20 protein-coding genes and 1 tRNA gene are annotated in these 24,213 nt (G+C 60.0%); 15 read left to right on the top strand and 6 right to left on the bottom strand.

Going from position 1 to position 24,213, the window contains the following annotated elements; all coding sequences use genetic code 11:
• The first annotated feature begins 419 nt into the window (after positions 1–419).
• From dnaG to AB3G88_RS25770, 4 genes are all read left to right on the top strand, one after another.
• On the top strand, positions 420–2,387 hold the full coding sequence (gene dnaG / locus AB3G88_RS25755; RefSeq protein WP_191959384.1) for a DNA primase: 1,968 nt from the start codon (positions 420–422) through the stop codon (positions 2,385–2,387).
• A gap of 67 nt (positions 2,388–2,454) precedes the next feature.
• Positions 2,455–4,305, top strand: coding sequence for an RNA polymerase sigma factor RpoD (rpoD, locus tag AB3G88_RS25760; RefSeq protein WP_099585681.1), 1,851 nt, complete (start codon positions 2,455–2,457; stop codon positions 4,303–4,305).
• A gap of 123 nt (positions 4,306–4,428) precedes the next feature.
• Positions 4,429–8,172, top strand: coding sequence for a bifunctional diguanylate cyclase/phosphodiesterase (locus AB3G88_RS25765; protein ID WP_480452209.1), 3,744 nt, complete (start codon positions 4,429–4,431; stop codon positions 8,170–8,172).
• 16 nt (positions 8,173–8,188) lie between these two features.
• Positions 8,189–8,265: transfer RNA gene (locus tag AB3G88_RS25770), tRNA-Ile, on the top strand.
• A gap of 45 nt (positions 8,266–8,310) precedes the next feature.
• Here the strand turns inward: AB3G88_RS25770 and AB3G88_RS25775 are convergent.
• Positions 8,311–8,736, bottom strand: coding sequence for a VOC family protein (locus AB3G88_RS25775; RefSeq protein ID WP_191959373.1), 426 nt, complete (start codon positions 8,734–8,736; stop codon positions 8,311–8,313).
• A 111-nt stretch (positions 8,737–8,847) separates the two neighbouring features.
• Here AB3G88_RS25775 and AB3G88_RS25780 point away from each other — a divergent pair, with 111 nt between their 5' ends.
• The 10 genes from AB3G88_RS25780 to pqqE all read left to right on the top strand — a co-directional run bounded on the left by AB3G88_RS25780 (position 8,848) and on the right by pqqE (position 18,648).
• Positions 8,848–9,717: a LysR family transcriptional regulator gene (locus AB3G88_RS25780; RefSeq protein WP_099585684.1), complete on the top strand. Its 870-nt coding sequence runs from the start codon at positions 8,848–8,850 to the stop codon at positions 9,715–9,717.
• 35 nt (positions 9,718–9,752) lie between these two features.
• The gene (locus AB3G88_RS25785; RefSeq protein WP_480452212.1) at positions 9,753–10,199 is read left to right on the top strand and encodes an Lrp/AsnC family transcriptional regulator; all 447 of its coding nucleotides are present in this window, start codon (positions 9,753–9,755) and stop codon (positions 10,197–10,199) included.
• A gap of 145 nt (positions 10,200–10,344) precedes the next feature.
• Positions 10,345–12,048, top strand: a complete 1,704-nt coding sequence (locus AB3G88_RS25790; protein ID WP_480452214.1) for a flavin monoamine oxidase family protein — start codon at positions 10,345–10,347, stop codon at positions 12,046–12,048.
• A gap of 11 nt (positions 12,049–12,059) precedes the next feature.
• Positions 12,060–12,854: a carbon-nitrogen hydrolase family protein gene (locus tag AB3G88_RS25795; protein WP_191959372.1), complete on the top strand. Its 795-nt coding sequence runs from the start codon at positions 12,060–12,062 to the stop codon at positions 12,852–12,854.
• Positions 12,855–12,902: 48 nt separating this feature from the next.
• On the top strand, positions 12,903–15,257 hold the full coding sequence (gene pqqF / locus AB3G88_RS25800) for a pyrroloquinoline quinone biosynthesis protein PqqF (RefSeq protein ID WP_480452217.1): 2,355 nt from the start codon (positions 12,903–12,905) through the stop codon (positions 15,255–15,257).
• A gap of 174 nt (positions 15,258–15,431) precedes the next feature.
• On the top strand, positions 15,432–15,506 hold the full coding sequence (gene pqqA / locus AB3G88_RS25805; RefSeq protein WP_003194766.1) for a pyrroloquinoline quinone precursor peptide PqqA: 75 nt from the start codon (positions 15,432–15,434) through the stop codon (positions 15,504–15,506).
• Between the two features lie 71 nt (positions 15,507–15,577).
• Complete coding sequence (pqqB, locus tag AB3G88_RS25810) at positions 15,578–16,489, top strand: pyrroloquinoline quinone biosynthesis protein PqqB (RefSeq protein WP_099585688.1); 912 nt, start codon at positions 15,578–15,580, stop codon at positions 16,487–16,489.
• Positions 16,490–16,500: 11 nt separating this feature from the next.
• A complete protein-coding gene (gene pqqC, locus AB3G88_RS25815) occupies positions 16,501–17,253 on the top strand; it encodes a pyrroloquinoline-quinone synthase PqqC (protein WP_099585689.1) in 753 nt (250 codons plus the stop codon).
• Positions 17,250–17,525: a pyrroloquinoline quinone biosynthesis peptide chaperone PqqD gene (gene pqqD, locus AB3G88_RS25820; protein ID WP_099585690.1), complete on the top strand. Its 276-nt coding sequence runs from the start codon at positions 17,250–17,252 to the stop codon at positions 17,523–17,525. The genes pqqC and pqqD overlap by 4 nt, the downstream gene beginning before the upstream one ends.
• Entirely contained in the window at positions 17,518–18,648 is a 1,131-nt protein-coding gene (pqqE, locus tag AB3G88_RS25825) for a pyrroloquinoline quinone biosynthesis protein PqqE (protein WP_099585691.1), read from the top strand. The genes pqqD and pqqE overlap by 8 nt, the downstream gene beginning before the upstream one ends.
• A 5-nt stretch (positions 18,649–18,653) precedes the next feature.
• On the opposite strand, the gene AB3G88_RS25830 is transcribed toward pqqE, so the two are convergent.
• The 4 genes from AB3G88_RS25830 to AB3G88_RS25845 form a co-directional block, all read right to left on the bottom strand.
• On the bottom strand, positions 18,654–18,812 hold the full coding sequence (locus AB3G88_RS25830) for a YqaE/Pmp3 family membrane protein (RefSeq protein ID WP_003194776.1): 159 nt from the start codon (positions 18,810–18,812) through the stop codon (positions 18,654–18,656).
• A 94-nt stretch (positions 18,813–18,906) separates the two neighbouring features.
• The gene (locus AB3G88_RS25835) at positions 18,907–19,227 is read right to left on the bottom strand and encodes a helix-turn-helix domain-containing protein (protein ID WP_099585692.1); all 321 of its coding nucleotides are present in this window, start codon (positions 19,225–19,227) and stop codon (positions 18,907–18,909) included.
• Complete coding sequence (locus AB3G88_RS25840; RefSeq protein WP_099585693.1) at positions 19,211–19,576, bottom strand: type II toxin-antitoxin system RelE/ParE family toxin; 366 nt, start codon at positions 19,574–19,576, stop codon at positions 19,211–19,213. The genes AB3G88_RS25835 and AB3G88_RS25840 overlap by 17 nt, the downstream gene beginning before the upstream one ends.
• Before the next feature lie 236 nt (positions 19,577–19,812).
• The gene (locus AB3G88_RS25845) at positions 19,813–21,078 is read right to left on the bottom strand and encodes an aminotransferase class III-fold pyridoxal phosphate-dependent enzyme (RefSeq protein ID WP_191959370.1); all 1,266 of its coding nucleotides are present in this window, start codon (positions 21,076–21,078) and stop codon (positions 19,813–19,815) included.
• A 197-nt stretch (positions 21,079–21,275) separates the two neighbouring features.
• Between AB3G88_RS25845 and AB3G88_RS25850 the strand changes: the two genes are divergently transcribed.
• Positions 21,276–22,175 carry a LysR family transcriptional regulator gene (locus AB3G88_RS25850; protein WP_480452222.1) on the top strand — a complete coding sequence of 300 codons (900 nt, stop codon included), beginning with the start codon at positions 21,276–21,278 and terminating at the stop codon, positions 22,173–22,175.
• Between the two features lie 226 nt (positions 22,176–22,401).
• Here AB3G88_RS25850 and AB3G88_RS25855 read toward each other — a convergent pair whose 3' ends face one another.
• Positions 22,402–24,180 (bottom strand): acyl-CoA dehydrogenase C-terminal domain-containing protein, encoded by a 1,779-nt coding sequence (locus tag AB3G88_RS25855; RefSeq protein WP_480452224.1) that lies wholly within the window; start codon positions 24,178–24,180, stop codon positions 22,402–22,404.
• Positions 24,181–24,213 lie beyond the last annotated feature (33 nt).

Raw genomic sequence — 24,213 nt, forward strand, 5'->3', positions numbered from 1 at the left:
CTGCCAAGCCCGGCCCTCAGCCGGGCTATTGGCATTTGCAGATATCGCTTGATGCTTTACCGTCGACGCCGCACACGCGACTGAGACAACTGCTTCACACGTCAGGACTGGCTCTTTTGCCAGCGGTGCACGTCTCTTCTGACGAGCCTAACAAGGCTACTGACGAGCACACTTATTCTGTAAACAGGCGATCAACGGTCGACTGTGCCCATCGATGAGCTACCGAGGCCACCATTGGCCAGAACCGGAGCCCGGGGCAACATTTCTTCGCCGAAGACTGATTGGAAATTAACGTCAGTGAATGCTCGGCAGATACACTTCCATACAGCCCAAGCAGACGATTGATGGTCGAGCTACTCGACCCAAGCGCTTGAGCACTTCACGGGCCCTCATTTACACGCAGTGATGACGAGAACGCCATGGCCGGGCTAATTCCCCAGAGCTTTATTGACGACCTTCTGAACCGCACCGACATCGTCGATGTTGTCAGCTCGCGCGTGCAACTGAAGAAAGCCGGCAAGAACTACACCGCCTGCTGCCCGTTCCACAAAGAAAAAACCCCGTCGTTCAGTGTCAGCCCCGACAAGCAGTTCTACTACTGCTTCGGCTGCGGCGCAGGCGGCAACGCCCTCGGCTTCCTGATGGACCACGACAACCTGGATTTCCCCCAGGCAATCGAGGACCTGGCGAAAGCCGCCGGCATGGAAGTCCCCCGCGAAGAAAGCGGCCGCCCGCACAAACCGCGGCAACCCACCGATTCGCCGCTGTACCCACTGCTCACCGCCGCCGCCGACTTTTACCGACAGGCACTCAAGAGCCATCCGCAGCGCAAGGCCGCCGTCGACTACCTCAAGGGCCGCGGCCTTACCGGCGAAATCGCTCGCGACTTCGGCCTCGGCTTCGCGCCGCCCGGCTGGGATAACCTGTACAAGCACCTGAGCAGTGACACCCTGCAGCAAAAAGCCATGATCGACGCCGGTCTCCTGGTGGAAAACGCCGAGACCGGCAAGCGCTACGACCGTTTTCGCGACCGCGTGATGTTCCCGATCCGCGACAGCCGCGGCCGCATCATCGCCTTTGGTGGCCGGGTATTGGGGGACGACAAGCCCAAGTATCTGAACTCGCCGGAAACCCCGGTATTCCACAAAGGCCAGGAACTCTACGGCCTGTTCGAAGCGCGCAAAAACAATCGCAACCTCGATGAAATCATCGTGGTTGAAGGCTATATGGACGTGATTGCCCTGGCCCAGCAAGGCTTGCGCAACGCCGTAGCCACCCTCGGTACCGCCACCAGCGAAGAGCACTTGAAACGCCTGTTTCGCGTAGTGCCCAGCGTGCTGTTCTGCTTCGACGGCGACCAGGCCGGCCGCAACGCCGCCTGGCGAGCACTCGAAGCCACGCTGCCGAGCCTGCAAGACGGGCGCCGCGCACGCTTCCTGTTCCTGCCTGAAGGCGAAGACCCGGATACCCTGGTGCGCTCCGAAGGCACCGACGCATTCCGCGCACGCATCAACCAACATGCGCAGCCGCTGGCGGACTATTTCTTCCAGCAACTGACCGAAGAAGCCGATCCGCGCTCCCTCGAAGGCAAGGCCCATATGGCCACCCTCGCAGCGCCGCTGATCGACAAGGTGCCAGGCGCCAACCTGCGCACCCTGATGCGCCAGCGCCTGCTGGAAATTACCGGATTGAGTGGCGAAGCCGTCAGCCAACTGGTGCACAGCGCACCGCAGGACGCGCCGCCCGCCTACGATCCGGGCATGGATTACGACGCCATGCCGGACTATTCCGACTTCCAACCGCAGGATGCCTACGCGCCCCAGCAGGAATGGGCCCCGAAGAAACCCGGTGCCGGCGGCAAGAAGTGGGACAAAAAGCCCTGGAGCAAGAACGGTAAGCGCGGCGATCGCGACGAGGCCTACGCCCCGCGCACGCCAGTTGCCGTAGAAGCGCCCACGCTGATCGCCCTGCGCACGCTCATTCACCACCCGCAATTGGCGGGCAAGGTCGAAAGTGCCGACCATTTTGCCAATGCGAGCAATACCTACGCTCAAGTCCTGATCGCACTGATCGAAGCTGTGCAGAAAAATCCTAAGCTAAACTCAATTCAGTTGATGGCGCGCTGGCACGGCACAGAACAGGGACGCTTGTTGAAAGCACTTGCGGAAAAGGAGTGGCTAATTGACGGCGATAACCTTGAACAACAGTTTTTAGACACCATTACTAGGTTATCCGCGGGTCAGCATACGCAGACCCTCGATGAACTCATCATGAGAGCAAGACAGCCGGGATTATCGGCTGAAGAGCAAATTCAGATAGCAAAACAGATGCGTGACCTCTTAAAACAGAATGTTTCCGCATCAAACCCGACCTCAGCTGGCGTGTGAGGTCATAGCTCGGGTATAATCCTCGGCTTGTTTTTTGCCCGCCAAGACCTTCAGTGGATAGGGTGTTATGTCCGGAAAAGCGCAACAGCAGTCTCGTATCAAAGAGTTGATCACCCTTGGTCGTGAGCAGAAGTATCTGACTTACGCAGAGGTCAACGACCACCTGCCTGAGGATATTTCAGATCCTGAGCAGGTGGAAGACATCATCCGCATGATTAATGACATGGGGATCCCCGTACACGAGAGTGCTCCGGATGCGGACGCCCTTATGTTGGCCGACGCCGATACCGACGAGGCAGCCGCTGAAGAAGCCGCTGCTGCGTTGGCCGCGGTGGAGACCGACATCGGTCGCACGACTGACCCTGTGCGCATGTATATGCGTGAAATGGGTACCGTCGAGTTGCTGACACGCGAAGGCGAGATCGAAATCGCCAAGCGTATCGAAGAGGGCATCCGTGAAGTGATGGGCGCAATCGCGCACTTCCCTGGCACGGTTGACCACATTCTCTCCGAGTACACTCGCGTCACCACCGAAGGTGGCCGCCTGTCCGACGTCCTGAGCGGTTATATCGACCCGGACGACGGCATTGCGCCGCCTGCTGCCGAAGTACCGCCGCCTGTCGATCCGAAAGCCGCGAAAGCGGATGACGATTCCGAAGACGACGAAGCTGAAGCCAGCACCGACGACGAAGAAGAAGTCGAAAGCGGTCCAGACCCGATCATCGCTGCCCAGCGTTTCGGTGCGGTTTCCGATCAAATGGAAATCACCCGCAAGGCCCTGAAAAAGCACGGTCGCTCCAACAAGCTGGCAATTGCCGAGCTGCTGGCGCTGGCTGAGCTGTTCATGCCGATCAAGCTGGTACCGAAGCAATTCGAAGGCCTGGTTGAACGCGTTCGTAGCGCCCTTGAGCGTCTGCGTGCACAAGAGCGTGCGATCATGCAGCTCTGTGTCCGTGATGCGCGCATGCCGCGTACCGACTTCCTGCGCCAGTTCCCGGGCAACGAAGTTGACGAAAGCTGGAGCGACGCCCTGGCCAAAGGCAAGGCGAAGTACGCCGAAGCCATTGGCCGCCTGCAGCCGGATATCATCCGTTGCCAGCAGAAGCTGACTGCACTTGAGACCGAAACCGGTCTGACGATTGCCGAGATCAAGGACATCAACCGTCGCATGTCGATCGGTGAGGCCAAGGCCCGCCGCGCGAAGAAAGAGATGGTAGAAGCGAACTTGCGTCTGGTGATCTCCATCGCCAAGAAGTACACCAACCGTGGCCTGCAATTCCTCGATCTGATCCAGGAAGGCAACATCGGCTTGATGAAGGCTGTGGACAAGTTCGAATACCGTCGCGGCTACAAGTTCTCGACTTATGCCACCTGGTGGATCCGTCAGGCGATCACTCGCTCGATCGCCGACCAGGCCCGCACCATCCGTATTCCGGTGCACATGATCGAGACCATCAACAAGCTCAACCGTATTTCCCGGCAGATGTTGCAGGAAATGGGTCGCGAACCGACCCCGGAAGAGCTGGGCGAACGCATGGAAATGCCTGAGGATAAAATCCGCAAGGTATTGAAGATCGCTAAAGAGCCGATCTCCATGGAAACCCCGATTGGTGATGACGAAGACTCCCATCTGGGTGACTTCATCGAAGACTCGACCATGCAGTCGCCAATCGATGTCGCCACTGTTGAGAGCTTGAAAGAAGCGACTCGCGACGTACTGTCCGGCCTCACTGCCCGTGAAGCCAAGGTACTGCGCATGCGTTTCGGCATCGACATGAATACCGACCACACCCTTGAGGAAGTCGGTAAGCAGTTTGACGTGACCCGCGAGCGGATCCGTCAGATCGAAGCCAAGGCGCTGCGCAAGTTGCGCCACCCGACGCGAAGCGAGCATCTGCGCTCCTTCCTCGACGAGTGATACCAGAACCCCCGGCCCAGGCCGGGGGTTTTGTTTTGCATAGATAAAATCCTGTACTGCCCCTCCTCCCCCTGCAATGCCCGTCTACACTCGACACATTCCCCGTGCCATAACGAGACCGTTATGCCCAGATTGCCGACCGTGATACTGCTGTCGCTGCTGAACTGGACCGCAACGGCTGGCGCGTTGACTCTTACTGATGATGAGCGTGGCTGGCTGGCGGACCATCAGGAGCTGAGACTTGGCGTGGACGCCTCGTGGCCACCCTTCGAATACCGTGATGACAGTGGCCGATACCAAGGCTTGTCGGCAGATTACGTGCGCCTGATCCAGGACCGCCTGGGCGTCAGGGTCAAGATAATCGAACCGCCGAGCTGGGGCGCTGTATTGGAGATGGCGCGAAACAACCAACTCGATCTTATCGCCAGCATCATGTCGACCCCGGAACGCCAGGGCTATCTGGCTTTTACCCGGCCTTACATCGACTTCCCGATGGTGATTCTTGCCCACGAAGGCGGAGCACGACCGCACAACCTCAAGGATCTTTACGGCCTGAAGGTTGCCGTGGTGGAAAACTACGCCCCTCACGAGTTGCTGCGTACCCACCATCCCGACCTTAACCTGGTCGCACTGCCCAACGTCAGTTCCACACTGCAAGCCCTGGCGACCGGCGAAGTGGATGCCGTGGTCAGCGACCTGGCGTCCAGCGTCTGGAGCCTGCGCGAACTCAAACTCGATGGCCTTTACGTCAGCGGCGAAACCCCTTACCGCTATCAATTGGCGATGGGCGTACCACGGGACGATAAAATGCTGGTGGGCATCCTGGACAAAGTCCTGGCCGACCTCAGCCCGGAGGAAACCGACGCGATTCAGCAGCATTGGGTGAGTAAGTTCACGGATAACCGCACCTTCTGGAACGACCTGCTGATGTACGGCCTGCCCGCCGTACTGCTGCTGTGCAGCGTATTGGCCATCGTGATTCGGATCAATCGTCGGCTGAGTTCGGAAATTTCCCGCCGCGTCGCTCTCGAACAAGAATTGCGCAGCAGCGAATACCACTATCGCGGCCTGGTAGAGAGCTTGTCCGCCATCGCCTGGGAAGCCAATGTCACCGATTTCACCTACAGCTACGTCTCCCCTCACGCAGAAGACTTGCTCGGCTACCCACGCGCTCATTGGCTGATTCCGGGCTTCTGGCGCAACATCATTCACCCGGCCGACCTCATACGTGCCGAAGCTTATTGCCACCGCGAAACCCGTGCCAGCCGCGACCACAGTGTTGATTACCGAGTGATTACCGCAGACGGCCGCTGCCTGTGGGTACGCGACATTGTCAGCCTGATCGAACACGGTCATGAGCCTGTGCTGCGCGGCCTGATGATTGATATCAGCGAGGCCAAGCGCACCGAGGAAGCGCTGCAATTGTCCGAACAGAAATTTGCCTCGGTGTTCCAGCAATGCCCGGACATTCTGGTGATTGCACGGCTATCCGATGGCTGCTTGCTGGAGGTCAATAAAGCCTTCGAAGATCAAATCGGCCTGACTGCTGAGGAGGTGATCGGCAAAACCGGTACAGAACTGGAAATATGGGGCATCCCGGGCATCGGCCCCGAGCTGCTGCAACGTGTCCAGACCACCAGTATCCGCAACCTTGAAATTCCGTTCCTGCGCAGCAACGGCCAAGCCTTTACCGGTCTTATCTCGGCAGAGCCCTTCCAGTTGGATACGACTGAAGCCATCGTGGTGGTGGTGCGCGATATCACCCAACTCAAGGAAACCCAGCAACTGCTGCAAACCTCCGAAGAGAAGTTCGCCAAAGCCTTCCACGCCTCGCCCGACGGTTTGCTGCTGAGCCGCCAACGCGACGGTCTGCTGATTGAGGTCAACGAAGGCTTCAGCCGGCTGACCGGCCACACCAGCGCCACATCGGTTGACCAATCGAGCCTGGACCTTGGCATCTGGGTCGACCTTAACGAGCGCAAACACATGCTGGAGTTGATGCAGCGTGATGGGTTTGTCCGCGACTTTGTCTGTCATATCCGTCGCGTCGATGGCCTGATACGCCTCTGTGAATTGTCCAGTCGCCCACTGCCTATCGGCGATGAAGACTGCATGCTCACCATCGCCCGCGACATCACTGAACGCCAGCAGATGCAGGAAAAACTGCAACAGGCCGCCACCGTCTTCGAAAGCACTGCCGAAGGCGTGTTGATCACCGACACCCGCCAGAACATCAGTGCCGTCAACCGCGCCTTCAGCGAAATCACCGGCTACAGTGAAGCCGAAGCGCTCGGCCAGACACCGCGCCTGCTCGCCTCGGGCCAGCATGACAGCGCCTTCTACGCCGCCATGTGGCACCAGTTGACGGCCCATGGCCATTGGCAAGGCGAGATCTCCAACCGCCGCAAGAACGGTGAGTTGTATCCCAGTTGGCTGACCATCAGCGCCGTGCGTAACCGCGATCAACTGATCACCCACTTTGTGGCGGTGTTTGCCGACATCTCCAGCCTCAAACTGGCCCAGGCACGCCTCGACTATCAGGCGCACCACGACCCACTGACCGGCCTGCCCAACCGCACGCTGTTTGAAAACCGGTTGCAGGCCGCCCTCAACGGTCATCAGGAAACCGGTAAACAGGGCGCCGTGCTGTTCCTCGACCTGGACCGCTTCAAACACATCAACGACAGCCTCGGCCACCCGATCGGCGACCTGCTGCTCAAAGACATCGCCGTACGCCTCAAGGATCAACTGCGAGACATCGACACCGTCGCGCGCCTGGGCGGCGACGAGTTCATCATCCTGTTGCCCGGCCTGCAACACGCCAGCGACGCCGAACACCTGGCGAATAAGCTACTGGCCTGCTTCACCCCGCCCTTCCAGGCTGGCGAGCACGAGTTCTTCATCAGCGCCAGCATCGGCACAAGCCTCTATCCGCAGGACGGTACGGACGTCGCCACCCTGGTCAAGAATGCCGACGCCGCGATGTACCGCTCCAAAGCCAAGGGGCGTAACCGGGTCGAAAGCTACACCCGCGACCTCACGGCCCAGGCCAACGAACGTGTGGCACTGGAACATGAACTGCGGCGAGCCATCGAACGAAAAGAGCTAAGCCTGTATTACCAGCCAAAGCTGAGCCTGGTGACACACGAACTGATCGGCGCCGAAGCCCTGATTCGCTGGCACCACCCCACCTTTGGCGAAGTACCCCCCGAACACTTCATTGCCCTGGCCGAAGAGAACGGCACGATCCTGCAAATTGGCGATTGGGTATTGGAACAGGCCTGCCAACAACTGCACGCCTGGCAGGGCACCTTCGAAGATTTCGGCCCGCTGTCGGTCAACCTCGCCGGCGCGCAGTTGCGCCATCCCGGCTTGCTGAGTCGCATCGAACAACTGTTGCGCGACTACCACCTCGACCCCGGCCACCTGCAATTGGAGATCACGGAAAACTTCATCATGAGCCAGGCCGAGGAAGCACTGGAGGTGCTGTACCAACTCAAGCAGTTGGGCGTGCAACTGGCGATTGATGACTTCGGCACCGGCTACTCATCCCTCAGCTACCTTAAACGCCTGCCGCTGGATTTCCTGAAGATCAACCAATCCTTCGTCCGTGGCCTGCCCGATGACCCCCACGATGCCGCCATCGTGCGCGCCATCATCGCCCTGGGGCATAGCATGCAATTCACCATCATCGCCGAAGGCGTGGAGAACCCCGCCCAGCAAGCCTTCCTGGCCGCTGAAGGCTGCGAACAGATGCAAGGCTACATCGTCAGCCTGCCGCTGCCGCCGGAGCTTTTTGCCGCTACCTTCCTTCGCATGAACATTGAGGATTTTTCGGATGGCACAGCGGGGAAACCATCGTTATAATCCGCGACCTGTTACAGGGCCTATAGCTCAGTTGGTCAGAGCAGAGGACTCATAATCCTTTGGTCCACGGTTCAAGTCCGTGTGGGCCCACCAAACAAGAAAGCCGCGCAATGCGCGGCTTTTGTGTGTCTGGCAGTCTCACTTCGCAAACAACTGCCCAATATCCCGGAATGCCTTGAACTCCAGCGCGTTCCCGCACGGATCAAACAGAAACAACGTCGCCTGCTCCCCCACCTGCCCCTTGAAGCGAATGTGCGGTTCCAACACAAACGTCGTCCCTCTCGCCTGCAAGCGTTCCGCCAAGGCATGCCAATCTTCCCAGCCCAACACCACGCCAAAATGCGGCACGGGCACGTCGTGGCCGTCTACCGCGTTGGTGTGGGCTGATTCCTGGGAGGCGGTTTTCGGGTGTTCGTGAATGACCAACTGATGCCCGAAAAAGTTGAAATCTACCCAGTGTTCGCTGGAACGCCCCTCTTCAAGGCCAAAAACGTCACCGTAGAAATGCCGCGCAGCGGCGAGGTCGTAAACCGGAATTGCCAGGTGAAAAGGTGCGAGTGTCATCAGGTCAAACCTCTGTGGGCATTAAGTCCCCCGAGTTTAGCCTTGCTTCAGCCGATGAAAAGACGATAGTTTTTGCGCCGAGCTCAAATTATTTCGATGAATCGAGACCCTATGCTGCGTGAATTGAAGACCTTTATTGCCGTAACCCGCCATGGCACGTTCGCGGCGGCGGGCATGCATGGCGGCCTGACACAGTCGGCGGTCAGCGCGCAGATTCGGCAGTTGGAGCAGACGCTGGGGGTGCAGCTGTTCGATCGCACCGGGCGTCAGGCCACGCTGAATGCGGCGGGTTTGCGCGCATTGCCATTGGCCAAGGAAATCATTGAAACGTTCAACCGCATGGCGGTGCCGGTGGACGCCGATGAATATCGGGGCGAGTTGAAAGTCGGTGCCATCACCACCGCCCAGACCGGCTTGCTGCCACAGGCGTTGGTGCGTTTGCGCCAGGCTGCGCCAACGGTCGAGTGCAAGTTGGTCCCTGGCGTGTCCCTGGAGTTGTTGAGCCAGGTAGATGCCGGCGAGTTGGATTCGGCGATCATCATTCGCCCGCCGTTCGATCTGCCCAAGGAATTGCACGTGCAGGTGCTGCGCAAGGAACCGTTCGTGCTGGTCGTGCCGCACACAATGACTGGCGATGATCCTGTGCAGTTGCTCAGCAGCCACCCCCATGTCCGCTATGACCGCGCATCGTTCGGCGGTCGGTTGGTGAGCCGGTTCCTGCGCGAGCAGAAAATTGATGTACAGGTCGCACTGGAACTGGACGAGCTGGAGGCCATCGTCAAGATGGTGGAATGTGGCCTTGGCGTATCGCTGATCCCCCAGGCGGGCCTGTGGCTGGAGCGTTCGCCTGAAATAAGAACAATCCCCCTGGGCAGCCTGACGTTTTACCGTGAGATCATCCTGCTCAGTCGCTACAGCCAACGGCATCTGCCGGTCCCGCAGCTGTTCGCCCGCTGCCTGCTGGCCGATACAAGCCTGTAACATGCGTGGCTGTTGCCGCCCGAATGGAGCCTCTCTTGCCTGTCCTAGATGAAATCGACCGCCAGTTGATCGCCGCGCTGCAGATCAACGCCCGCGAAAGCGTGGCCATGCTTGCCCGGCAGTTGGGGATCGCACGCACCACCGTGACTTCGCGCCTCGCACGCCTGGAGAAAACCCAGGTGATCACCGGTTACGGCGTGCGCCTGGAGCAACGTGTGGCAGACGGTGGTTTGCAGGCCTACGTGGGCATCACCGTGCAACCACGCTCAGGCAAAGAAGTGCTGCGCAGGCTGAGTGCCATGGCTCAAGTGCAGCAGTTGTGCGCGGTGAGCGGCGAGTTTGATTACGTGGCCTGGCTGCGCACGGACTCGCCGGAGCAGCTTGATCAGTTGCTGGACCAGATCGGCGGTGTCGATGGTGTGGAAAAAACCACCACCTCAATCATCCTCAGTAACAAATTGGATCGCGGCCAACCAATCTGACCGTCAAACTCGTCACTTCGACTGAAAACAGTCCATTTTGACGACACATTGCGTCTTATTAACGAGCGCAACGCTCCCTAAACTGGCTGCCATCTTTTCCTATACTCAGCGGGTTCCTTCCGCCTAGTCGCCAGTAAGGTCAGCCATGAGCATTCCGTCCAGCACCCTCAGCAAGACCACTCGCCATCCGGCAGACGGTAAAAAACCCATCACCATCTTTGGCCCGGACTTTCCGTTTGCCTTTGATGACTGGATCGAGCACCCCGCCGGCCTGGGCAGTATCCCCGCCGCCAACCATGGCGCCGAAGTTGCCATCGTCGGCGCAGGCATCGCCGGTCTGGTCGCCGCCTACGAACTGATGAAGCTGGGCCTCAAACCCGTGGTGTACGAAGCCTCGAAGATGGGCGGCCGGTTGCGCTCCCAGGCCTTCGAAGGCGCCGAAGGCATCATCGCCGAGCTGGGCGGCATGCGCTTTCCTGTGTCATCCACCGCCTTCTACCACTATGTGGATAAGCTGGGCCTGGACACCAAGCCGTTCCCCAACCCGCTGACGCCGGCCTCCGGCAGTACCGTGATCGACCTCGAAGGCCAGACCCACTACGCACAAAAGCTGTCTGACTTGCCTGCCCTGTTCCAGGAAGTGGCCGACGCCTGGGCCGACGCGCTGGAAGCCGGCTCGCAGTTCGGCGATATCCAGCAAGCCATTCGCGACCGCGATGTGCCGCGCCTCAAAGCGCTGTGGAACAAGCTGGTACCGCTGTGGGACGACCGCACCTTCTACGACTTCGTCGCCACCTCCAAGGCCTTCGCCAAGCTGTCGTTCCATCACCGGGAAGTGTTTGGCCAAGTCGGTTTCGGCACCGGCGGCTGGGACTCGGATTTCCCCAACTCGATGCTGGAAATCTTCCGGGTGGTGATGACCAACTGCGACGACCACCAACACCTGGTGGTCGGCGGCGTGGCCCAGGTGCCCATGGGCATCTGGCGCCATGTGCCAGAGCGCTGCGCCCACTGGCCGGCCGGTACCAGCCTCAGCTCACTGCACTGCCGCGCACCTCGCGCAGGGGTCAAGCGCATTGCCCACGCCGCCGATGGCCGTTTCGCGGTGACCGACAACTATGGCGACACCCGTGAATACGCCGCCGTGCTCACCACCTGCCAAAGCTGGCTGCTGACCACCCAGATCGAATGCGATGAAACCCTGTTCTCGCAAAAGATGTGGATGGCCCTGGACCGCACGCGCTACATGCAATCGTCGAAAACCTTCGTGATGGTCAACCGCCCCTTCTGGAAAGACAAAGATCCGGAAACCGGCCGCGACCTGATGAGCATGACCCTCACCGATCGCCTCACTCGCGGCACCTACCTGTTCGACAACGGCGACGACAAACCAGGGGTGATCTGCCTGTCGTACTCGTGGATGAGCGACGCGCTGAAAATGCTTCCGCAGCCCATCGACAAGCGGGTAAAACTGGCCCTGGATGCCTTGAACAAGATCTACCCGAAAGTCGATATCAAGGCGCGCATCATTGGTGATCCGATCACCGTGTCCTGGGAGGCGGATCCGCATTTCCTCGGCGCCTTCAAAGGCGCATTGCCTGGCCACTACCGCTACAACCAGCGGATGTACGCGCACTTTATGCAGAAGGACATGCCCGCCGAACAGCGTGGGATTTTTATCGCGGGCGACGACGTTTCCTGGACCCCTGCGTGGGTGGAAGGCGCCGTACAAACCTCGCTGAACGCAGTGTGGGGCATCATGACCCACTTCGGCGGCAGCACTCACGCCGAGAACCCCGGCCCCGGTGATGTGTTCGATGAAATCGGGCCAATCGCCCTGGCCGAGTAAGGAGTTACGCCATGCGTGTCGCCCTGTACCAATGCCCGCCGCTGCCGTTGGACGTAGCGGGCAACCTCAAGCGCCTGCGTCGGCTTGCACACGAAGCGACCGACGCCGATGTGCTGGTGCTGCCGGAGATGTTCCTCACCGGCTACAACATCGGCGCAGAAGCCGTCGGGGCCTTGGCCGAAGCACAGGATGGCGAGTCTGCCGAGATCATCGCAGACATCGCGAAAATTGCCGGGCTCGCCATTTTGTACGGTTATCCGGAGCGGGCCGACGATGGGCAGATCTACAACGCCGTGCAATTGATCGACGCCCACGGCCAGCGCCTGTGCAACTACCGCAAGACCCATCTGTTCGGGGATCTGGACCATTCGATGTTCAGCGCCGGCGACGATGACTTCCCACTGGTGGAGCTCAATGGGTGGAAGCTGGGATTCCTGATCTGCTACGACCTGGAGTTCCCGGAAAACACTCGACGCCTGGCCCTGGCCGGGGCAGAGGTGATCCTGGTACCCACCGCCAACATGGTGCCGTTCGATTTTGTTGCCGACGTCACCGTGCGGGCGCGGGCCTTTGAAAACCAGTGCTACGTGGCCTACGCCAACTATTGCGGGCACGAAGGCGAGATTCAGTATTGCGGGCAAAGCAGCATCGCCGCGCCGGATGGCCAGCGAATCGCCCAGGCGGGGCTGGATGAAGCCTTGATTGTTGGCACGCTGGATCACCAATCGATCCTCGACGCCCGCGCCGCCAATCACTACCTGCAAGACCGTCGCCCCGAGCTTTACGGCCCGCTGCACAAGCCCTGACCCAACGGGTTTGTTAGCATAGGCACTTGCCCCGTTCTGGAAGTGCCCATGCCTGCCCCGGCCCACCCTTATCCCGTTCATTTGACCCTGGCCAATGGCCTGCGTGTTTCCCTGCGCCATGCGCCACGTTTGAAACGTTGCGCCGCAGCGTTAAGGGTGTCTGCCGGTAGTCATGACGTGCCGCTGGATTGGCCTGGACTGGCGCATTTCCTTGAGCATTTGTTGTTTCTTGGCACCGAGCGTTTTCCCACCGGCGAAGGGTTGATGGCCTACGTACAACGCCATGGTGGCCAGGTGAACGCGAGCACCCGCGAACGCACCACGGACTTCTTCTTCGAGCTGCCGGTTTCGACCTTTACGGATGGGCTGGAGCGGCTGGCAGACATGCTCACCCATCCGCGCCTTGCGCTGGAAGATCAACTGCGCGAGCGCGAAGTGCTGCACGCCGAGTTTGTCGCCTGGACCCAGGACGCCAAGGCTCAACAGCAGGTGGCGTTGGTCGAAGGTTTGGCGGCAGATCATCCGTTGCGTGGCTTTCACGCAGGCAACCGCGACAGCCTGCCGGTGGAGCGTGAGGCGTTTCAGCAAGCCTTGCGGGAATTCCACGCGCAGTTCTATCAGAGCGGGCAGATGACCTTGAGTCTCGCCGGCCCGCAGTCGTTGCAAACGCTGGAAACCATGGCGCAGCAATTCAGCGAGCATCTGATCTCTGGCCCGCAGCATCCACAGGCTGCGCCACCCGCCTTGATGCAAGGCGCGGCCCGGCGTTATCAGCACACCGAAGACGGCCACCTGCACCACGTCATCACCTGTGACGCGCCCCGCGCCGCACTGGACTTCCTTTGCACCTGGCTCAACGCCTCTGCGCCGGGCGGGCTGCTCGCCGAGTTGAAAGCACAACAACTGGCCAGTGCACTGCAGGCGTCCGTGCTGTATCACTTCGCCGGACAAGCCGTGCTGGATATCGACTTCACGCTCGGTACCGCAGATAAACCGACGACACAGATTGAGGCGCTGTTGCACGACTGGCTGAGCTTTTTCTCACGCAGCGACTGGACGCCACTTCGCGAAGAGTCCGCGCTGCTGAACGCCCGCCGACAACAGATCCAGGGCGCATTGGCATTGGCCCGAAACGACAGCGAAGATCTGTGTGAACAAGACATCGCCGCGCTCAAGGCCCTGCTTGAATCACTGCACCTGCCGCCCGCCGAGCACATTTGGCAACTTCCCCCGCCCAACCCGTTCCTGCGCCCACCGGCCAAGGAAGAGCGCGCCGGCCTGATCCGCGGCCAAACCAGCGCCCACCGGGGCCTGCGCACCTTTGCCCAGGACCGCTCGCGGGGTCGCCGCGAGGTATCGGCGCTGGCCTTCAGCCAGGCCTTGGCGGATGACAGCGATGAAGGCGCGCTATACCTGCAATGGCGGTTCGACGCGCCAGTTGCTGCCGCGCTGGAAAACACCTTGCAGCCATTGCGTGAGAGTGCACGTCAGGCGGGCGTTGAAGTGTCCTTCGAAACCACCGGCACTGACTGGCGGGTGACGATGACCGGACTGCACGAGCCCATGCCAGCCGTGCTGGAGGCCTTGGCGCAAAGCCTGAACCTGCCGCAAGAGGCGGTCATTGCCCCAGCGCCAATGATTCCAATCCGGGCGTTGCTCAAGGCGCTGCCCTCGTGCTGCGCCAACGGCAATGTCGAGACACGTGAGCAGCCTGCATCCTGGGCCACCGCACGCTGGCATGGCCTGGGCCTGGGTTTGCCCGCCGCGACTGAAACGCTGATCAAGGCCGCCGCTGCTCGTCTGCCAGGCCAACCTGCCCACCTCGAACCACCTCAGCAGACCTTCAGCGGTCAACGCGTGTGGCATGCGATAAAAACCGATTCCCCTGAAGCCGCCTTGCTGCTGTTTTGCCCGACACCGAGCCCGTCGCTGGCCGACGAAGCGTCGTGGCGACTGCTGGGACACCTGCTCCAAGGGCCGTTCTACCAACGCCTGCGGGTCGAGTTGCAGTTGGGCTACGCGGTCTTCAGCGGTGTCCGACAGATAAACGGACAGACCGGCCTGTTATTTGGCGTGCAGTCTCCCAGCGTGTCCCTGGAAGGCATCGTTGAACACTTGAACACCTTCCTGGGCCAACTGCCGGCATTGGTCGGCACCAGCGAAGACCTGGACAATATTGCCCTTGCCCAACAGTTTTCACCTCAAGCGTTGCCGGTCGCCCAAGCCGCCGAACTGCTGTGGCACGCACACTTGGCCGGCCATCCGTCGGCTTATCTCACCCATCTTCAACAGTTGATCCAAGGCCGCAGCCGTGAGGACGTGCTGCTGGCCGCCCAGCAACTGAACGACGCCCAAGGAGGCTGGCGCTATGTGGCCAACGGCCCACAAACCTCGAACGTGTGAAGGCCGGCAGGTCGATCATTGCCAACTCTGCAACAGGCTTTTTCCACCAAGACAGCGCTAACTTGCCAAGAATTGAGTAACATTCCTACGCACACATCTGAACATCTCCGACTGGAGGTGGACTATATGTATTACTTGGTAGTAAACGTCCCATCCCTTCGTAGGAGTATGAATATGACTTGGTCCAAACCTGCTTACACTGATCTGCGCATCGGCTTCGAAGTCACCATGTACTTCGCCAGCCGCTAATCCGCTGGGTAATACAACGCCTCGGTTCGCCCGGGGCGTTTTTGTTTTGAGCTTTGCGTGATGGAGCAATCATGTTTGTCCAGATTCTAGGTTCCGCCGCCGGCGGTGGTTTCCCGCAGTGGAATTGCAACTGCGTGAACTGCGCAGGCTTTCGTGATGGCAGCCTGCGGGCCCACGCACGTACCCAGTCGTCCATCGCGATTTCCGACGATGGCGTGAATTGGGTGCTGTGCAACGCCTCGCCGGATATCCGCGCACAGCTGCAAGGCTTTGCGCCGATGCAACCCGGCCGCGCCCTGCGCGACACCGGCATCAGCGCGATCATCCTGATGGACAGCCAGATCGACCACACCACGGGCCTGTTGAGCCTGCGCGAAGGCTGCCCGCACCAGGTGTGGTGCACCGACATGGTCCATGAAGACCTGAGCACCGGCTTCCCGCTGTTCACCATGCTCACCCACTGGAACGGCGGCCTGGCCTGGAACCGCATCGAGCTGGACGCCAGTTTCACCATCCCGGCCTGCCCCAACCTGCGCTTCACTCCACTGCCGCTGCGCAGCGCTGCGCCGCCGTACTCGCCGCACCGCTTCGACCCGCACCCCGGCGACAATATCGGCCTGATCGTCGAAGACCTGCGCACCGGCGGCAAACTGTTCTACGCCCCGGGCCTGGGCAAGGTCGACGCGCCGCTGCTGGAGATCATGGCCGGCAGCGACTGTCTGCTGGTAGACGGCACGATGTGGGATGACGACGAAATGCAGCGCCGTGGCGTCGGCACCCGAACTGGGCGCGAGATGGGCCACCTGGCGCAAAACGGCCCCGGCGGCATGCTCGAAGTGCTGGAGCAGTTGCCCGAGCAGCGCAAGGTGCTTATCCATATCAACAACACCAATCCGATCCTCGATGAAGACTCTCCCGAGCGCGCGGAGTTGGTGCGACGTAATGTCGAAGTGGCTTACGACGGCATGAGCATTGAATTGTAGGAGCAGACGACATGACTGACACACCGTTGACGACCGCCGAATTCGAAGCCGCCTTGCGCGCCAAGGGTGCCTTCTACCATATCCATCACCCGTACCACGTGGCGATGTACGAAGGCCGCGCCAGCCGCGAACAAATCCAGGGCTGGGTCGCCAACCGCTTCTACTACCAAGTCAATATTCCGCTGAAGGACGCCGCGATCCTGGCCAACTGCCCAGACCGCGAGATTCGTCGCGAATGGATCCAGCGCTTGCTCGACCACGATGGTGCACCCGGTGAAGACGGCGGCATCGAAGCTTGGCTGCGCCTGGGCCAGGCGGTCGGCCTCGACCCGGATCAATTGCGTTCCCAGGAATTGGTACTGCCCGGCGTACGCTTTGCGGTGGACGCCTACGTCAACTTCGCGCGCCGCGCCAGTTGGCAGGAAGCCGCCAGCAGTTCGCTGACCGAGCTGTTCGCGCCGCAGATCCACCAGTCGCGCCTCGACAGCTGGCCGCAGCATTACCCGTGGATCGACCCGGCCGGCTATGAATATTTCCGCACCCGCCTGGGCCAGGCCCGTCGCGATGTGGAGCACGGTTTGGCGATCACGCTGCAGCACTACACCACCCGTGAAGGCCAGGAGCGCATGCTGGAAATCCTGCAGTTCAAACTGGACATCCTGTGGAGCATGCTGGACGCCATGAGCATGGCCTACGAACTCAAACGCCCGCCGTATCACAGCGTGACCGAGCAGCGGGTCTGGCATAAAGGGATCACCTTATGAGCTTTGATCGCAGCAGAATACCGACCTGGCGCCAGGGCTATCGCTACCAGTACGAGCCCGCGCAAAAGGGCCATGTGCTGCTCTACCCAGAGGGCATGATCAAGCTCAATGACAGCGCCGCATTGATCGGCGGTTTGATCGACGGCGAGCGCGACGTGGCGGCGATCATCGCCGAGCTGGATCAGCAATTCCCCGGCGTGCCTGAGCTGGGTGACGACATTGAGCAATTCATGGAGGTCGCCCGTGCTGAGCACTGGATCACCCTTGCCTGAAAAACCGGCTGTCGGTTTGCCGCTGTGGCTGTTGGCCGAACTGACCTACCGCTGCCCGTTGCAGTGCCCGTACTGCTCCAACCCGCTGGATTTCGCCGAGCAGGGCAAGGAGCTGAGCACCGAACAGTGGATCAAGGTGTTTCGCGAAGCCCGGGAAATGGGTGCCGCGCAGTTGGGCTTTTCCGGCGGTGAACCGCTGGTGCGCCAGGACTTGGCGGAGTTGATCGCCGAGGCGCGCAAGTTGGGGTTCTACACCAACCTGATCACCTCCGGCATCGGCCTCACCGAGCAGAAAATCAGCGACTTCAAGAAGGCCGGCCTGGACCATATCCAGATCAGCTTCCAGGCCAGCGACGAACAGGTGAACAACCTGCTGGCCGGCTCGAAAAAAGCCTTCGCGCAAAAACTGGAAATGGCTCGGGCAGTGAAAGCCCACGGCTATCCGATGGTGCTGAACTTCGTCACCCATCGGCACAATATCGACAAGATCGACCGCATCATCGAGCTGTGCATTGCGCTGGAAGCCGACTTTGTCGAACTCGCCACCTGCCAGTTCTACGGCTGGGCGCAGCTCAATCGTGTGGGGTTGTTGCCCACCAAGGAGCAGTTGGTGCGCGCCGAGCGCATCACCAACGAATACCGCGCCAAGCTCGAAGCCGAAGGCCATCCGTGCAAGCTGATATTCGTCACGCCGGATTACTACGAGGAACGCCCGAAAGCCTGCATGAATGGCTGGGGCAGTATTTTTCTTACCGTGACGCCAGACGGAACCGCCCTGCCCTGCCACGGCGCCCGACAGATGCCGGTGCAGTTTCCGAATGTGCGCGACCACAGCATGCAGCACATCTGGTACGACTCGTTTGGCTTCAACCGCTTTCGCGGCTACGACTGGATGCCCGAGCCGTGCAAGTCATGTGATGAAAAGGAAAAGGACTTCGGCGGCTGCCGTTGCCAGGCCTTCATGCTCACGGGGGATGCGAGCAATGCCGACCCGGTGTGCAGCAAGTCCGAGCAGCACGGCATCATCCTTCAGGCACGGGAAGAAGCCGAACACGCCACCCAGACCATCGAGCAACTGGCCTTTCGCAATGAGCGCAACTCACGGCTCATCGCCAAAGGCTAACGGCCTCAGCGCTTGGCGATGATGTACACCGCGTGGATGATGCCTGGGAAGTAACCGCACAAGGTCAGCAGAATGTTCAACCAGAACGCGCCGCCGAAGCCTACTTGCAGGAACACACCCAATGGCGGCAGCAGAATGGCGATGATGATACGAATGATGTCCATGGGTCAGCTCCAAAAAATCGGCTCGTGTGAGCCGTGTAGCTAATCGACCTTGGGCGCTCGTGAGGGTTCAGTGGAATCTGGCACTGGGCCACCCTCAGGCCAGGATTTCCAATCCATGCTTTTGCACGATGCTCAGAAGCTTGAGCGCCATGCCGCTGGGTTGTTTCTCACCCGACTCCCATTTTTTTACCGTGGAGGCGCTGGTGTTCAGGTAACGGGCGAATACGGGTTGGCTGACATGGTTGGTTTCGCGCAGTTGTTTGATCTGTTCGGCCGGGATTTGCACGGGGGCAGTTGCAAAGCACATCTCGTCGAACTCTCGAAGGGTGGTCTTGCTGATCGCACCAATCGAATACAACGCCTTGGCCGATTGATGAACCGACTCCAATGCTTCACTTTCATATTTTCTGGTCATGATGTATCTCCACAAACTCCTTGAAGTCCAGTAGCTGCTGGACATCCGATTCAGTTAAATCTTCATATTTCTTCGCCATCGCACGCAACCCGACCAAATCCTTCTGGCTGATATTGCTTTGATCCTGTTTGGCATACAGAAGCTGATAAACCCAAAAATGTCTGCCCTTGGCCAAGACAATAGACCGATGTCTGTTCTGGTTTAGGCGTTTTTTCCACACCCCGCCTCCCAGGTTGTCTGCTTGCCCTCTTAGCATTTCGCCGAATGCCTCACTCAACTCCAAATCACAAATCCAGGCCTTGCTGGCCGCATCAGCGAAATTGCGTGTTTTAAACAGCCTGAGCCTCATGGATATCCCTTCCTATAAAACATACCACCCAGTGGTACAGATTAGAAATGGAGCACGCGAAAAAGCGTCACGCCCCATCGGCAGTCCTTGCCGACGCCCGCTAAAAAGCCACTATTTTCAAAATCGATCAATCAACGCTTTCAATCCAAAAATTTCACACACAAAAAAACGCCCCCAGCCAAAAGAATCAGGCTGGAGGCGCCGCGTATGCCGCGAGACGGTTCAGGAAAATGGGGTTAAACAGCGATGCCCTTGCGGCATTGCAGTTGTGCGGTGCGCACGCGGGAGAAGGCGCGGGCCAGGCGCAGGAGCATGTCGTCGATGTTGCTTCTGCTCACGGTCAACGCCGGGGTGAAGCGCAGGCAGTCAGGTTGCGGGGCATTGAGGATCAGGCCTTCTTGCAGCGCGGCGTTTACCACGGCATCGGCAGAATCATCCGACAACGTCAGGCCCCACATCAGACCTTGTCCGCGCAGTTGGCCGTGCTCGTAGCGGTAGGCCAGGCGGGCAAGGCCTTCGCCCAGATAAAGTCCGGATTCACGCACGTGCTCAAGAAAACCATGTTCCAGCACCGTGTCGAGTACCGCCGCGCCGGCTGAAGCCATCAGTGCATTGCCGTGATGGGTACCTTCCAGCTCGCCCACTTCGAAACAACACGCGCTACCACGCGCCAGTAGCGCCGCGAGAGGCACGCCGCCGCCCAGGCCTTTGCCGAGGGTGATGATGTCGGCTCGTACGCCGTACTGTTGTTCGGCCAGCAACGTGCCACAACGACCGAGGCCGGTCTGCACTTCGTCGAGGATCAGCAGGATTCCCAGTTCACGGCACAGGCGCTCGACGCCCTTGAGGTAGTGTTCGGTCGCGGGGGTTACGTTGGCGCCCTGGATCGGCTCAAGCAGGATGGCAACGGTTTGCGCATCGACAGCAGCGTGCAGGGCCGGCAGGTCGTTGAAAGGCACATGGCTGAAACCGGGCAGTTGCGGCTCGAAACGGTTTTCCAAGGTCCCGGCCGATGCCGCCAGCGCCGCGAAACTGCGGCCATGGCAACCGTTGCTGGCGCTGATGATGCGATAGGCGCCGCCGCGGTGCAGTTGGCCCCATTTACGCGCCAGCTTGATCGCCGCTTCACAGGCTTCCGCGCCGCTGTTGAGCAAATAAGCCTGGTCGCTGCCGGTGCGGTGGCACAAGCGCTCAACGAGGTTGAGTTGGGCGCGGTTATGCAGGCCCATGCCGGGGTTGATCAGCGCGTGGGTTTGTTCGCTCAAGGCTTTGATCAACACCCGCGGGCTGTGGCCGAGGCTGTTGGCGCCATTGCCTTGGCTGAAGTCCAGATAGGCGCGGTCGTCACTGTCCCACAACCAGGAACCCTGGCCACGCACGAAGACGTGTTGCGGCCGCGCCACCGTGGGCATCAAGGATTCGCTGGAGGGATCATTGCGCGGCGCATCCAGGACCAAATCGTCCAGGCTTGGCGCGGGGCGGCGGATAGAGAACAAGTTCACAGATCCGTCCCGATAGCAACCGAGCCTGGTGCCGACACTGCCGTTGGATTTTTTGACTTGCCTATGTAAACGCTATCAACACAAACACTGTTCATTGCCCGATCCGGCCCTGTAAGCCCTGCGAATAGGCGCTAGACTAGGCGTCTCACAGGCCACAGGCCATTTCGATTTTGCAGCTTTTTCGATAAGAAAGTCTTATGGATTTCAAGCAACTGCGTTATTTCGTCGCGGTATATGAAGAAGGCCATGTGGGCCGTGCCGCCGAACGTCTGTCGATCTCTCAACCGGCGCTGTCACAGCAGATTCGCCAGTTGGAGCAGAACCTGGATGTGAGCCTGTTCGAGCGCAGCAGCAAGCGTCTGCTGCCAACCCTGGCCGCCCACACGCTGTACAACCATGCGCTGCCGTTGATCGATGGCATGCAGCAAGCTGTCGAGGCGCTACGCAACTTCAAAGGCCAGGCCTTGCGCACCTTGGCCATCGGCGTGCTGCAAACCGTGCACACCAGCCTGGTGCCGCAGATGCTTGAGCGGGTGCGCAAGGCCCAGCCGCACCTGGTGGTGCAGATCTATGAACTCACCGGGATTGAGATAGAACGGCGGCTGCTCAACGGCTCGCTGGACATTGGCATCAGTTACCTGCCGCCGCGTCAGCCGGGGTTGCACGGCGTGCTGCTGTATGAGGATGAGCTGAAAGTGGTGATCCCGGACGATCATCCCCTGCGCGAATTCAAGAAAGTCTCGCTGAAACAAGCGGCCGAGTTGCCAATGTTGCTATTGGGGGAAGAGTTTCAAATCAGGCAGATATGGCAGGGCCAGCTCGCCAATCTTGGGCGACGACCGCAAGTACAGGCTGAGCTCAATACCATGGTGGGGATTCTCGACAGCCTGCCCCATACCAAACTGGCAACCGTGCTGCCGGGGCGCTCCCAGGACGAACACAGCAGCCAGATGCTGCTGTGGAAACCCTTGAGTGAACCGCGGGTGCCGCTGAAAGTAGGCCTGGTCTGTCGTGATGTGCAGCGTCAACAGGCGACGGTGGCGTTGCTGCGCACCTTGCTCGAAGACGTGATGAATGCCCCGCAGGCGCCGGCCTGACTTTTTCGCAGGCAAAAGAAAACCCCGCCGAAGCGGGGCTTTGCAGACTGTTTCCCTGACATCCATTTCACTCCGCCGTCCTGGCAGAATCCTACGTGTCCGTGTTGTTGCTTTGCGCTTCCTGCGCGACGTCCATGTGAAGTAGATTATCCGTGGATCCAATTTGGCGATAGAGGACGAATAGCAGTACGTCATGTAAGAGAATGCTTACACGCCCTCCAAACCCTTAGAACAGTGCCTCATCCAGCAGAAACAGTGATTCACTCCCGGCCTTTACCGACGCGCTCAGCGAGTGAATACGCGGCAGCAGGCGTGCAAAATAGAAGCGCGCCGTCCCCAGTTTGCTGGCGTAGAAGTCTTCTTCAGCCTCTTTGCCCAACGCGGCCTTGGCCATACGCGCCCACATGTAGGCGTAGGCCATGTATCCAAACGCATGCAAATACTCCACCGAGGCCGCGCCGATTTCATTCGGGTTGGTCTTGGCGCGATCCAGTACCCAGGCCGTCAGTTCATCCAGGTTATCCACCGCCGCGCTCAGCGGTTTAGTGAACTCGGTTAACCCAGGGCCTGACTCAACGACGAACTGGCGGATCTCATCAGCAAACAAGGTGTAGAACGCCCCGCCGCTGCCCACGATCTTGCGGCCCATCAAGTCCAGGGCCTGAATGCCGTTGGTGCCTTCGTAGATCTGGGTGATGCGCACATCACGCACCAATTGCTCCTGGCCCCACTCGCGGATGTAACCGTGGCCGCCAAACACCTGCTGGCCGAGCACCGTGGTTTCCAGGCCCAGGTCGCTGAGGAACGCCTTGGCCACCGGCGTCAGCAATGCCACCAGGTTATCCGCTCGTTCACGGGCTGCGGCGTCTTCGCTGAACTTGGCGATGTCCAACTGCGTTGCCACGTAGGTGGAGAACGCACGGCCGCCTTCGTTGGCGGCTTTCATGGTCAGCAGCATGCGGCGCACGTCCGGGTGGACGATGATCGGGTCAGCGACTTTGTCTTTCGCCTGGGCACCGGTCGGCGCACGGCTTTGCAAGCGGTCACGGGCATATTCAATCGCGTTCTGATAGGAACGCTCGCCGGACGCCAGGCCCTGGATACCCACACCCAGGCGCTCGTAGTTCATCATGGTGAACATCGCCGCCAGCCCGCGATTAGGCTCGCCCACCAGGTAACCCACGGCTGCGTCGAAGTTCATCACGCAGGTCGCGGACGCCTGGATACCCATCTTGTGTTCAATGGAGCCACAGCTCACCAGGTTGCGCGCGCCCAGGCTGCCGTCGGTGTTGACCATGAACTTCGGCACCAGGAACAGCGAAATGCCTTTAGGCCCGGCCGGCGCATCCGGCAGCTTGGCCAGGACCAGATGGATGATGTTTTCGGTGAGGTCGTGCTCGCCACCGGTAATGAAAATCTTGGTGCCGCTGATTTTGTAGGAACCATCCGTCTGCGGCTCGGCCTTGGTACGGATAATCCCCAGGTCGGTGCCGGCATGGGCCTCGGTCAGGCACATGGACCCGGCCCACTCGCCGGAATACATCTTCGGCAGGTAGACCGCCTTGAGTTCTTCACTGGCGTGGGTGTTGATCGACACACACGCACCGGACGTCAACATTGGATACAGGCCAAACGCCAGGCTCGACGAGTTGATCATCTCCTCAACCTGCGCCGACACAGCCTTGGGCATGCCCATGCCGCCAAACGCAGGATCGCCGCCGACGCCGACCCAGCCGCCTTCAGCGTAGGTTTTGTAGGCCTGTGGGTAACCGTCCGGGGTGAACACCGCTGTGTTGTCCCAGCGGCAGCCTTGTTCATCGCCGCTGCGACTGATCGGGGCAATGGATTTGGCGGTGACCTTGCCGGCTTCTTCGAGGATCGCCTCGACGGTTTCGGCGTCGACGGTGTCTGCCAATGCCGGCAATTGGGCCCAGGTGCTGGCGACCTCAAAAACTTCGTTGAGGACGAAGCGCATATCACGCAGCGGCGCTTTGTAATCAGCCATGACAAACCTCGTGGGAACGTGAAAAGTGATTCG

The organism is Pseudomonas arvensis (genome assembly GCF_056688935.1).

Excerpts from the sequence above, each read along its gene's own strand:
- dnaG (WP_191959384.1), top strand. The coding sequence starts at position 420 with ATGGCCGGGCTAATTCCCCAGAGCTTTATTGACGACCTTCTGAACCGC.
- rpoD (WP_099585681.1), top strand. The coding sequence starts at position 2,455 with ATGTCCGGAAAAGCGCAACAGCAGTCTCGTATCAAAGAGTTGATCACC.
- AB3G88_RS25765 (WP_480452209.1), top strand. The coding sequence starts at position 4,429 with ATGCCCAGATTGCCGACCGTGATACTGCTGTCGCTGCTGAACTGGACC.
- AB3G88_RS25775 (WP_191959373.1), bottom strand. The coding sequence starts at position 8,736 with ATGACACTCGCACCTTTTCACCTGGCAATTCCGGTTTACGACCTCGCC.
- AB3G88_RS25780 (WP_099585684.1), top strand. The coding sequence starts at position 8,848 with ATGCTGCGTGAATTGAAGACCTTTATTGCCGTAACCCGCCATGGCACG.
- AB3G88_RS25790 (WP_480452214.1), top strand. The coding sequence starts at position 10,345 with ATGAGCATTCCGTCCAGCACCCTCAGCAAGACCACTCGCCATCCGGCA.
- AB3G88_RS25795 (WP_191959372.1), top strand. The coding sequence starts at position 12,060 with ATGCGTGTCGCCCTGTACCAATGCCCGCCGCTGCCGTTGGACGTAGCG.
- pqqF (WP_480452217.1), top strand. The coding sequence starts at position 12,903 with ATGCCTGCCCCGGCCCACCCTTATCCCGTTCATTTGACCCTGGCCAAT.
- pqqB (WP_099585688.1), top strand. The coding sequence starts at position 15,578 with ATGTTTGTCCAGATTCTAGGTTCCGCCGCCGGCGGTGGTTTCCCGCAG.
- pqqC (WP_099585689.1), top strand. The coding sequence starts at position 16,501 with ATGACTGACACACCGTTGACGACCGCCGAATTCGAAGCCGCCTTGCGC.
- pqqD (WP_099585690.1), top strand. The coding sequence starts at position 17,250 with ATGAGCTTTGATCGCAGCAGAATACCGACCTGGCGCCAGGGCTATCGC.
- AB3G88_RS25830 (WP_003194776.1), bottom strand. The coding sequence starts at position 18,812 with ATGGACATCATTCGTATCATCATCGCCATTCTGCTGCCGCCATTGGGT.
- AB3G88_RS25835 (WP_099585692.1), bottom strand. The coding sequence starts at position 19,227 with ATGACCAGAAAATATGAAAGTGAAGCATTGGAGTCGGTTCATCAATCG.
- AB3G88_RS25840 (WP_099585693.1), bottom strand. The coding sequence starts at position 19,576 with ATGAGGCTCAGGCTGTTTAAAACACGCAATTTCGCTGATGCGGCCAGC.
- AB3G88_RS25850 (WP_480452222.1), top strand. The coding sequence starts at position 21,276 with ATGGATTTCAAGCAACTGCGTTATTTCGTCGCGGTATATGAAGAAGGC.
- AB3G88_RS25855 (WP_480452224.1), bottom strand. The coding sequence starts at position 24,180 with ATGGCTGATTACAAAGCGCCGCTGCGTGATATGCGCTTCGTCCTCAAC.